Raw genomic sequence first — 9,799 nt, 5'->3', positions numbered from 1 at the left:
AAAATAAGGGTAGAGAAAAAGAGGGTAAAAAGGTGATCGAAAAAAAACGGAATCCTAGATCACAATCGCCGGAATACGCAATCAAGATAGTACTTAGCCCGGAATAAGCTGAGTTTCGTTATTACTCAATGTAGAAACCACATATTGAAGTCACTTGGGTATATATCTAGTAGGGTATATGAGAAACAAAAGGCTAAAAGGTAGAAATTGGCCAAGCCTAGATACATTTACGCCACTTCAGTTTATTTTAATTTTCATCAATAAACTGAAGTGGCGTATCTATCTTGTGAAATAGTATGAACATCTAAATCGGAAATGAAAGCAGGATAATAAAATCGAGGTTACTGCTGGGGCTTTTCGCAACGTTAAGCTTAGGTTGTTCTGTTTGGCGAATATATGCATAAGAGACGGATATAAGCCATTGACACACAGTCAAACACAAAGCGACCAAAGTCATACTCATTACTGGACTCTGCCTCTTCCATTGCCTCTATCAAGTCACAGAGGACCAGTGTATTAAGCATTCTCATACGCTTGCCTTCCTTTGACATGAAACAAATTGACAGTTTGCTGGAACACTGGGCAACAAAATGCCCAATGCGTTGCCAGAGCTGTTTCACAGTGAGTGGCCTGTGGACTTCTGCCGACTTGACTGAAATAAAGTCCTGCAAGACATATTCAAGCGAGAGGGGTGTCTCTGCCGAGGTGACGCACGGACTGGTGTCGGGAATCGGAATGGGGACTGACAGCACTACACCCTCATCAGGATACTGTTACCGAAGCGAAATAACGACTTCATTCAGCTTCACTCTGAAAGAGAGATATTGTTCGACAGGCTCCCAATCAACCAGCGGTTTGACGTGAGACGTGAGCAGCCAGCACCAGATTTCGGGCAATAGCCTCACATCATTTTTTCGTCAACAGCTGATTTTTACCTGCCTAGGGTATCCTAAGCGGACAAACCCCCTAGGCAACGCGATGCGAAAATAGTAAACCCCACTGGATTCTTTGAGTAAGTAGATATGTCCCACCTATTTATCCTAGCGCGACATTTCCATACTTAAGATACGAAAAAAGCCTTTGTAAACAAAGGCTTTTTCATAAGATGAGTGGCGGAGAGATAGGGATTTGAACCCTAGATACGCTACAAACGTATGCCGGTTTTCAAGACCGGTGCTTTCAACCACTCAGCCATCTCTCCGTAAGTGCGGCGAATAATACAGAGGACATTTAAGCTTGTAAAGCAGCATTAAGGCCTTCATCTATCAATTGGTGAAGTTTGCAGCAGAGTAGCAACCTACGGGCGGTTTACTCATCGTCCCGCATCACAAACACCTTCTTTTTTCGCTTTGGGTAATCGAAATAGATAGCCTCGGACTGTTCACTGACTACAGCCTGCCAACAGTCAACTTCAAAAGCAAACACCGCTACACCGCAGGTTGGCATATTATCGATGTGCAAGCCCAGCATGTTTACCAAATCATTGATCGCCGGGTTATGGCATACCACCATCAGGCGGTCGACCTGAGTCGAGCTGTCTTTGATAACATCCAGCAAATCGAAAGCTGATTCGGTATACAGTTCAGAGCGTGTTTCCAGCCTAGGTTCGCTGGAAAGCCCCTTGGAGAAAAAATACGCTGTCTGAGCGGCTCTTAATGCCGAACTGGAGAGAATAAGCTGAGGACCAGTTTGCCAGGCATTAAGGCGATACACCATCTCCGGCGCATTCTTCAACCCTCTCTCATTCAATGGTCGCTCATGATCATCGAGTGTAGGATCGTCCCAGGAAGACTTTGCATGGCGAACTAGAAATAGTAGCTTCATTCTCAATATACCCTCCAGCTTAGCGCATACGTCGATACTCATTGCGTTTGGTATAAGTATATAGATCCCTTTTTAAAACGTGGTAAAGGGAAAGAGACAAACCTGATGAAATAGATATGAGAGGAAGGTTGGCCTTGGTTTCCAAGGCCGGAAAATCTTACATCGCAGCTTTGACTGCACGTGCCAGTTTTCTGGCCGTCTTTTCAGGGTTAGGATCCTTGGCATTGAAGAAATTGGTCACCACATCGAATATGGCAGCCTGAACGTAACTCGTTGTTGCGAGGCCTTGCGAGACACTCGGTACCAGCCCGCCATTAGTGGATGTCGACTTAAACGTTGCCATCGAATCCAGTGCGCACTTATCGAAACGGCTCATATCCATGTCCAGACGAACCGGAATCGAGCCTTTGTTCAAATTAAATATTTCCTGGAAGTCTTTATCAAGTATGGTTCGCGCCAAGTCTTTTTGTGCCTTGCGATCAGCTTCCTCACTCAGCTTAAAAAAAGCAAAACTGTCAATGTTGTAGGTGAACTGACCTTGGGTACCCGGAGCAGAAACACAAAGGTAATCTTTGCCCGGCGTTTTACCAGCAGCCGCAAATTCACCTTTGGCCCAGTCTCCCATGATCTGCATGGCCGCCTCGCCGTTAATCACCATCGATGTGGCCGAGTTCCAGCTCCTACCCCGATATTTAGGATCGATATAGTCACGCATTTTCCTGAACTGGATGAAAACTTCCGTCATCCCCTCGCCTGACAACACATCCATGTCCAAATTGACAAAAGCTTTCTGGTAATCTTCAGCACCCAGAACGGCAAGGGCTACCGCTTCAAACAATGTAATGTCCTGCCATGGCTGACCACCGTGTGCCAGAGGAATGAAGCCCGCCGCTTTCACCTTATCAGCCACTTTGAAAAACTCATTCAGAGTTGTCGGTACCTCAGCTCCGGATTTTTTCAGTACGTCAGGGTTAACCCACAGCCAATTTACACGGTGAACGTTTACCGGCACGGCCACATAGTCACCATCGTATTTCATGACTTTGGTCACCACTTCCGGCAATACACTGTCCCAGTTTTCTTCTCTGGCAACATCGCTCAAATCAGTAAGAAACCCCAACCGGCCCCATTCCTGAATATCATGTCCCTTAATCTGAGCTGCCGACGGCGGATTACCCGATACCGCGCGAGTTTTCAGCACGGTCATGGCACTTTCACCGCCACCACCGGCAATCGCAAAATCTTTCCAACTGTTGCCTTGCTCTTCCATCAGCCCTTTCAGGACCGACACGGATTTGGCCTCACCGCCCGATGTCCACCAGTGGAGTACCTCGACTTCACCAGCATAGGACGCGGCAGCCATCAAGGACAGGGTAATTGCTGACAGTGTCTGTTTTAGTTTCATCATCTCGCTCTTACTACAATAACGGCCAGTGACGCTATTCTTTCAGCAGACGGGGAATATAGACTTTCACTTCCAGCCCGCCTTCTTTGGCATTATGAATAGTCATATCACCGCCGTGGGCGTGAATAATATTTCGGGCAATCCCCATACCTAAACCATGGCCTTCGTCATCCTTGGCAATACGGAAATAAGGTTCAAAAACGGCCTCAAGCATTTCTTCAGGGATACCTTCCCCCTTATCTTTGATGATCAGCACCAACGCGTCAGACTCATCCGACACGATGACACTGACTTCATGACCATATTTGACGCCATTGTCGATAAGGTTGCTCAGGCAGCGCTTCAGTGCCAACGGCTTACCGGTCATCGGGGCAATCTTGGTATTGGGAATATGCACCTTTATCTGTTTGGTGTTATGCCGCTCAGCGATGCTGCGCAGCATTTCTGACAGATCGACCTGGGTCAGGTTCTCGTGAAGGTCAGTATCCTTAACGGTTTGCAGCGCCCCCTTGACCATCATTTCCAGCTCGTCGAGGTCGCGGTTGAATTTCTCAATCTTCGCCTCATCATCAATCAGCTCGGCGCGTAATCGTAATCGGGTGATCGGCGTTTTCAAATCATGGGAGATCGCCGAAAACAGGTGTTCCCTGTCGTCGATATAACGGCGCAAGCGAAGCTGCATGCGATTAAAGGCCTGCGTGGCTGTCACCAGTTCGCTGGCTCCTTCTTCCACCAACGGAGGCTGATAGATATCCAGGCTGAGTGCGTTGGCCGCATTTGCCAGACGCTTGAGCGGCTTGGTTTGCCGACGGATCATAAAATATGTGAACACCAACAGCAGCGTGGTGATAAAGATAAGGAAGATCACCTGCTGTTTGGTAATGATCTCATCTTCCAACGTCACATACGGCGATGGTAGCAAGGCGGCAATATAAAGCCATTCATTGGTTGCAAGCTCCAGTTGTACAACCAAAATTGGCGGATTGAACGGCTCCAGGCTCAAGGTGTAATGCGCCCATGAGCGAGGAAGATCGGTCAGCAAAATATCATTTTTCAGTACATGCAGAGTTTCCGGGCGGGAGAACTCAACCCGAATCACATCCAACCGAGGCAGTTTCTCGCTTAGCACTTCTTCAAATACCCTGACCGCGGTATTTTTCATCTGCGAGGAGGGAATGGGATCAATCAGAATTTCTTCTTCGTTAAACGAAACAAAGAAACGGGTACCGCCCATGTTCCGAAGCTGATCCAAGACGATATGACGGTATTCGAGAGGCAGTGACTGAAAGAAAGTGACCGTCGATGCAAACATGTTGGCCATACTGGCCGATGCCGACTCAAGTCCTTCCAAGTCCCGCTGCTTTGACTGCCCGTACCAAATAATGGTTGCGATCAGCTGGGCCAGAAATACCGCCAAAAGGGTAAACCACAAGGTGCGCGCCAGAAGAGACTTCGGCCACCACTTTTTCCAATTCATGTCTCAATGCCTTATTCGGTCACATCCGGGCAAAATTATTCTTCGTAGGTTACTTCGGCATTGAATGAATAACCGTTACCTCGGCTGGTTTTGATCAGCCTTTGCTGTGTGCCTTTGTCACCGAGACGCTGACGGAGACGGCTCAGCTGAACATCAATGCCACGCTCCGAAGGGTGCGCCTCACGGCCTCGGGTCGCAAACGAGATAGTATCGCGATCCAGCACCTCATTTGGACGGGTAAGGAAGAGCATCAGCAATGCAAAGTCACTACCGGACAGCTCGTAGTCCTTACCTTTTTCCAAATCAAACAAACGTTGCGAAGCTGTTTCCAAACGCCAGTTGGCAAACCTAATCGCTTTAGGTGTAGCCGGAGCTGCCTGCTGGGCTTCCTCGGTTGTTTTCACCCTGCGCATCAAGGCTTTAATACGGGCCATCAGCTGACGAGGGCTGAATGGCTTGGCGATATAATCGTCCGCCCCTAGCTCGAGGCCGATGATCTGATCCATCTCGTCTGAGACAGCCGTCAGCATAATAATAGGTACGTCGGACGTTTTACGAATGTACTGACACAAGGTGAAGCCATCATCACCGGGCATCATAACATCCAATAAAATGAGATCGGGATAACCCAAAGCCAACCGACGCTTCATTTCTTCGCCTTCGGCAGCCGTTGTTACCGTAAACCCTGCTTTCGTCAGGTATTCATCCAATAGCTCGCGAATCTCCTGATCGTCATCAACAACAAGGACCTTCTTGCTCGCACTCATTTCATCTTCCTTTTGTACCGGGCAGCCCCAACTTGCCAATAAATGCGTACAAGCACTCTGCCTGAGCTAACGGGCACCGGTGTGTTACCAAATAGTTAATCCAGAATATCTAGGTTGCCGAAGCCAGAGAACATCAGTACCCCATCCGGTTATGTCTCTTCCTAAGATACCAGACCATACAGAAAAAGGCGCGCATTATGCCTCAGAATCATGAACTTCGCGAATATCACTGAGCAGCTACGCTATATTGAGGCCAAAAAGAAATAAAAAGCGCATGCAAAAAATACAGCCAGATCAAAAAAGCTGCCATCGGCAGCTTTTCATTCAAATCATACGCCTGTTCAGCAAATGGCTCAAAGAACACATTGAGTGAAACTATGCCACGCCCATCTGAGACTTGTATTTACTGACGGAACGCTCGAAAAAGTCTCGTTCGTCATCATCGTCGATATTGTTACTCAGCTCGGCAAAGACCTCATATCCCTTCTTGGCATTTTTAACTTGCCATACGGCGTAGGCCGCTTGCTTGTCGAGTTCAATACGATTTTTTTCAGCGTCAGATAATAGCGTTAGATTATGCATAGCCCAGTACCACGGTAAAACACAGCGCCGATATTAGCCGATTTTTAGCTTCAGACCAATGGGCTAAATCAACTGGACACCCAGTTACTAGGTTCTAGGTTCTAAAAACCTAAGTGCATCTTCAAGATAATGAAAAAGCCAACCAGTATCCCGGTAACCAAGGCTACGCTCAGCACCGGACTTAACGTCGACGAGCAAGGATTATGCAGAGCGTCAGTCAATGTCGGTTCACTGTCATCAGGCACCTTCTGGCCTTTCAGCTGCTCTGCAACATAATAGGTCACTGTCTCAATTGATTCCTCGGCAGAATCTATCACTTGGGCACCAAACCACTTTTCGCTATCCACCAGCTGATAGCCTTCTACCATCCGGGGCTTACTGAACAGTCCGGTCCGTTTGTCTATCACCGACACGGCACGTTGCCCGTCATCGGCATACCACACCCAACATGGTAAGTAGCTCCCCTGAATCTTAACTTTACTGGGATAAGGATAATGGGTATCTGCCATCACCTGCATTAAGTGCTCTTTGGAGAGCATCAGATAATGCAACTGCTGCAGGCAGTGTTCGAGCCAGTGAGGAAAGTTGTTTCGATAGGATGTCTGACGCAGCGGTGCAAGACGTGCTGCACCACGCACAACATATTCGGTTACCTGGTTGCTCACAGGCTCATTATCGGACCAAAATGATTCAGCCATGGCTTTTGGCAAGGATAATCGCTGGCAAATAGAGCCACTCGGTGCGACTAATAATAATTGCTGCTCATCAGAGTCATTAACGCCCTGGTACTGAACCTGCCACGGACGAGTTAACCTTCGAAGGATAGCAGCATTAACCCTTGCAACTGTTGCCTGGTAATGCTCATAGTTTGACATATTCTACCCTCCACTGATGACCTCAAATTGTTAAGTTCATAGTAAAGGATTACAAGCACATCGACCTTGATCAGTTTCGTCTTTTTATCAATTTATCCTGCCAGAGCCAAAAATAAAGCTCGCGATAATTACATTCTATAATCTTTACCAATAAATGCATTCCTGCGGCGCATTAAACTGGTTAACTAAAAAAACACCACGAGTGATGCCATACGTTATCAATATACTTCTCAATTACATTATTTGGCTGTCATTAAGAAATAAGCCGCAACACTGAACATCCCATAGAAATAAATGATGCCACCATCTTTTTTATTCAGACGGAAAATTTCATTAGTGGTTTATTTAAAAGCGAGAGGGAGTTGCTATGGGAGCATGGTGTCGGACACGGTTTTTTAGCCTTTAACCAGGATAGATTCATCGACACATACAATGACACCTATAAACAACTTTCAAGGAACATCAATCCTTCGGAGTCAACGGTGTGATAAGACAAATCAGTCAATTAAAAAAGCTGCATAACGCAGCTTTTTCATTACTTACTATGGACAGCCGAACCTACAAGCTAATATCAACACCAACGACAACGGCATTGTTTGTTACTTCGCCCATATCGCGGTACTCGTAACCCAGGCTTAAATCTACAAGTGGTAATAGCGTAAGAACGAAACCCGCACCGCCAGTAAATGCCCAACCGTCATCAGTGGCTTTTACGCCATCTCTTGCAACATCGACATCATAAAAGTTAGTACCCGCTTTGGCATACAGGCTACCAATCAACAAAGGTAGATCGCCTCGCAATGTAACCGGAAAGGCTGTGTAGTCAATGTCATTCTTGGACGCCGACAGATCGGAGTCCACCTCGCCGCTGCCCTGAACAACACCTGCATTAATGCTAAAAAAGTCATTCAATGCATAGCTGGCATTCAGGCCGTACTCATACCCGTACTCTTTATTGCCTTGAAAATCTAACTGAGCGGCTCCTGCAGTCGCACCGACCGATAAGCCAAAGATATCAGCACTTGCCGGTAGAGCCGTCAACGCCAACATGGCAGCTAGCAATGTTTTCTTCATGGTTACATTCCCTCGTCTAAAATTTGCGCAGTTAAATAGAACCCAATCATTTGTAATCTTTATTATTACTTAGAATTTCACAAGAACATACCGTAAACCCGGCGCATTCGCTCATTTCCGTGTGCGGACTCACCTCAACGTCACATTTTGTTCCTAGCCTTATGAATCTCTAGCCATAAAAAAAGCTGCAAATTAGGTCCGAGACCGGTTCGTCCTGGATGAAATCCATTACAAGATCACACATTGAAGATTCGTGTTTCATTGCCTTGATATTTGCATTTATTTACCCACAACCATATATAACCACCTGATAAGTAAAAGTTATAAGGACAAACCAAGAATTAATCTTCTGAATATATACCACCCAAAAGCAAACGCTTCCCCTCCCAATTTCAACAGAATTGGTAATCAAGGCGCTATTTTTAGATAATAGGGAAACAAATTGTGATCAAGATCGCGAGAATGTAAGAGCACGTTCCCTACACTGGCTCTATCAAACGGCAACAACAAAAGGGCGCCATTTAGAGCAGCCTCACAAGCCGTCACAATCTTATGCAACACACAGAGGGTAAACATATGAACGAGATTCTGCTTGCGGTTTTTGCAGGGTTAATTGTTGGCGTATTTTTTTCTGCCATCAAACTTCCGCTTCCTGCGCCACCAGTACTGCCGGGCATTATGGGTATCGTCGGTGTTTACCTTGGTGGCATTGCATACCAAACTATTGTTGAACGTTTTTTCTCTTAAGTCCCCCGTATTTAATTTATTAATGAATTCCTAGGAGTGAGCTATGGCTACCCCACATATCAATGCTGAACTTGGTGATTTTGCAGAAACAGTCCTGATGCCAGGTGACCCGCTTCGTGCAAAATTCATCGCAGAAAACTTCCTGGAAGATGTAAAGCTAGTTTGCGACGTTCGCAACATGTTCGGTTACACCGGTACCTACAAGGGTAAGCCAGTTTCTGTCATGGGCCACGGTATGGGCATTCCTTCATGCTCAATCTATGTTCACGAACTGATCAAAGATTTTGGTGTTAAAAACGTCATCCGTGTCGGTAGCTGTGGCGCGGTACATGATGATGTAAAACTGATGGACGTAATCATCGGTATGGGTGCATCTACTGACTCTAAAGTTAACCGCATCCGTTTCAACAACCACGATTTCGCAGCAATTGCTGACTTCCATCTGCTGGAAACGTCTGTAAACCAGGCTCGCCTGCAGAACGTTCCTGTACGTGTTGGTAACGTATTCTCGGCAGACCTGTTCTACAGCCCAGAAGCTGACCTGTTCGACAAGATGGAACAGCTAGGCATGCTAGGTGTGGATATGGAAGCCGCTGGTATCTACGGTGTTGCAGCTGAACTTGGCGCGAAAGCTCTGACAATCCTGACTGTTTCTGACCACATCAAGCGTGGCGAAAAACTAAGCTCTGAAGACCGTCAGAAGTCGTTCAACCAGATGATGAATGTTGCACTAGAAACAGCAATTAACATCTAAATAATTCTAGTGGCTGGTGCGCCCCCGATGCACTGGCCGCTTTTCTTCATTAGCTAGCGCTAATACTAATGTTATTAAGAAATTGATTATATTAGTATTAGTGAAAACTAGGGACAATTAGAGCTAACGAAATTATAGGGGTATTGTTTAGCCGCGGCTCAAATTTTGTAAAATGTGGCGTCTTACACAATTTAAACTGAGTATTGCCGACATGGCATCCCTCAGGCGTGCTAAATAGTATCTCTGTAAATTCATTGCTTCTAATTTAGTACTGAATAAAAGGTTAACCCCTTT

10 protein-coding genes and 1 tRNA gene are annotated in these 9,799 nt (G+C 46.3%); 2 read left to right on the top strand and 9 right to left on the bottom strand.

Going from position 1 to position 9,799, the window contains the following annotated elements; genetic code table 11:
• Nucleotides 1-371: 371 nt before the first annotated feature.
• The 9 genes from BIT28_RS29255 to BIT28_RS05630 all read right to left on the bottom strand — a co-directional run bounded on the left by BIT28_RS29255 (nucleotide 372) and on the right by BIT28_RS05630 (nucleotide 8,004).
• Nucleotides 372-752, bottom strand: a complete 381-nt coding sequence (locus BIT28_RS29255) for a hypothetical protein (protein WP_139310443.1) — start codon at nucleotides 750-752, stop codon at nucleotides 372-374.
• Nucleotides 753-1,110: 358 nt separating this feature from the next.
• A tRNA-Ser gene (locus BIT28_RS05665) sits at nucleotides 1,111-1,201 on the bottom strand.
• A gap of 107 nt (nucleotides 1,202-1,308) precedes the next feature.
• Nucleotides 1,309-1,824, bottom strand: a complete 516-nt coding sequence (locus BIT28_RS05660; RefSeq protein WP_075762671.1) for a SixA phosphatase family protein — start codon at nucleotides 1,822-1,824, stop codon at nucleotides 1,309-1,311.
• A 157-nt stretch (nucleotides 1,825-1,981) separates the two neighbouring features.
• Nucleotides 1,982-3,229 carry an ABC transporter substrate-binding protein gene (locus tag BIT28_RS05655; RefSeq protein WP_075762670.1) on the bottom strand — a complete coding sequence of 416 codons (1,248 nt, stop codon included), beginning with the start codon at nucleotides 3,227-3,229 and terminating at the stop codon, nucleotides 1,982-1,984.
• A gap of 34 nt (nucleotides 3,230-3,263) precedes the next feature.
• The gene (locus BIT28_RS05650) at nucleotides 3,264-4,706 is read right to left on the bottom strand and encodes an ATP-binding protein (RefSeq protein ID WP_075762669.1); all 1,443 of its coding nucleotides are present in this window, start codon (nucleotides 4,704-4,706) and stop codon (nucleotides 3,264-3,266) included.
• Between the two features lie 35 nt (nucleotides 4,707-4,741).
• The gene (locus BIT28_RS05645; protein ID WP_075762668.1) at nucleotides 4,742-5,473 is read right to left on the bottom strand and encodes a response regulator; all 732 of its coding nucleotides are present in this window, start codon (nucleotides 5,471-5,473) and stop codon (nucleotides 4,742-4,744) included.
• 375 nt (nucleotides 5,474-5,848) lie between these two features.
• On the bottom strand, nucleotides 5,849-6,055 hold the full coding sequence (locus BIT28_RS05640; RefSeq protein WP_075762667.1) for a DUF3283 family protein: 207 nt from the start codon (nucleotides 6,053-6,055) through the stop codon (nucleotides 5,849-5,851).
• Between the two features lie 101 nt (nucleotides 6,056-6,156).
• A complete protein-coding gene (locus BIT28_RS05635; protein WP_075762666.1) occupies nucleotides 6,157-6,930 on the bottom strand; it encodes a hypothetical protein in 774 nt (257 codons plus the stop codon).
• Between the two features lie 558 nt (nucleotides 6,931-7,488).
• A complete protein-coding gene (locus BIT28_RS05630; RefSeq protein WP_075762665.1) occupies nucleotides 7,489-8,004 on the bottom strand; it encodes an outer membrane beta-barrel protein in 516 nt (171 codons plus the stop codon).
• 576 nt (nucleotides 8,005-8,580) lie between these two features.
• Here BIT28_RS05630 and BIT28_RS05625 point away from each other — a divergent pair.
• Both BIT28_RS05625 and deoD read left to right on the top strand, forming a co-directional pair.
• Nucleotides 8,581-8,751, top strand: a complete 171-nt coding sequence (locus BIT28_RS05625) for a XapX domain-containing protein (protein ID WP_064609750.1) — start codon at nucleotides 8,581-8,583, stop codon at nucleotides 8,749-8,751.
• Nucleotides 8,752-8,794: 43 nt separating this feature from the next.
• Nucleotides 8,795-9,505 (top strand): purine-nucleoside phosphorylase, encoded by a 711-nt coding sequence (gene deoD / locus BIT28_RS05620; RefSeq protein ID WP_075762664.1) that lies wholly within the window; start codon nucleotides 8,795-8,797, stop codon nucleotides 9,503-9,505.
• Nucleotides 9,506-9,799 lie beyond the last annotated feature (294 nt).

It is taken from the genome of Photobacterium proteolyticum, assembly GCF_001939735.1.
Lineage (GTDB): Bacteria > Pseudomonadota > Gammaproteobacteria > Enterobacterales > Vibrionaceae > Photobacterium > Photobacterium proteolyticum.
Note: the sequence above shows the minus strand (reverse complement) of the source record. Positions and strands in the feature narration are given on the sequence as shown.

What these genes read in the sequence shown, in the direction of transcription:
- BIT28_RS05660 (WP_075762671.1), bottom strand. Translation starts at nt 1,824, where the DNA reads ATGAAGCTACTATTTCTAGTTCGCCATGCAAAGTCTTCCTGGGACGAT.
- BIT28_RS05655 (WP_075762670.1), bottom strand. Translation starts at nt 3,229, where the DNA reads ATGAAACTAAAACAGACACTGTCAGCAATTACCCTGTCCTTGATGGCT.
- BIT28_RS05650 (WP_075762669.1), bottom strand. Translation starts at nt 4,706, where the DNA reads ATGAATTGGAAAAAGTGGTGGCCGAAGTCTCTTCTGGCGCGCACCTTG.
- BIT28_RS05645 (WP_075762668.1), bottom strand. Translation starts at nt 5,473, where the DNA reads ATGAGTGCGAGCAAGAAGGTCCTTGTTGTTGATGACGATCAGGAGATT.
- BIT28_RS05640 (WP_075762667.1), bottom strand. Translation starts at nt 6,055, where the DNA reads ATGCATAATCTAACGCTATTATCTGACGCTGAAAAAAATCGTATTGAA.
- BIT28_RS05635 (WP_075762666.1), bottom strand. Translation starts at nt 6,930, where the DNA reads ATGTCAAACTATGAGCATTACCAGGCAACAGTTGCAAGGGTTAATGCT.
- BIT28_RS05630 (WP_075762665.1), bottom strand. Translation starts at nt 8,004, where the DNA reads ATGAAGAAAACATTGCTAGCTGCCATGTTGGCGTTGACGGCTCTACCG.
- BIT28_RS05625 (WP_064609750.1), top strand. Translation starts at nt 8,581, where the DNA reads ATGAACGAGATTCTGCTTGCGGTTTTTGCAGGGTTAATTGTTGGCGTA.
- deoD (WP_075762664.1), top strand. Translation starts at nt 8,795, where the DNA reads ATGGCTACCCCACATATCAATGCTGAACTTGGTGATTTTGCAGAAACA.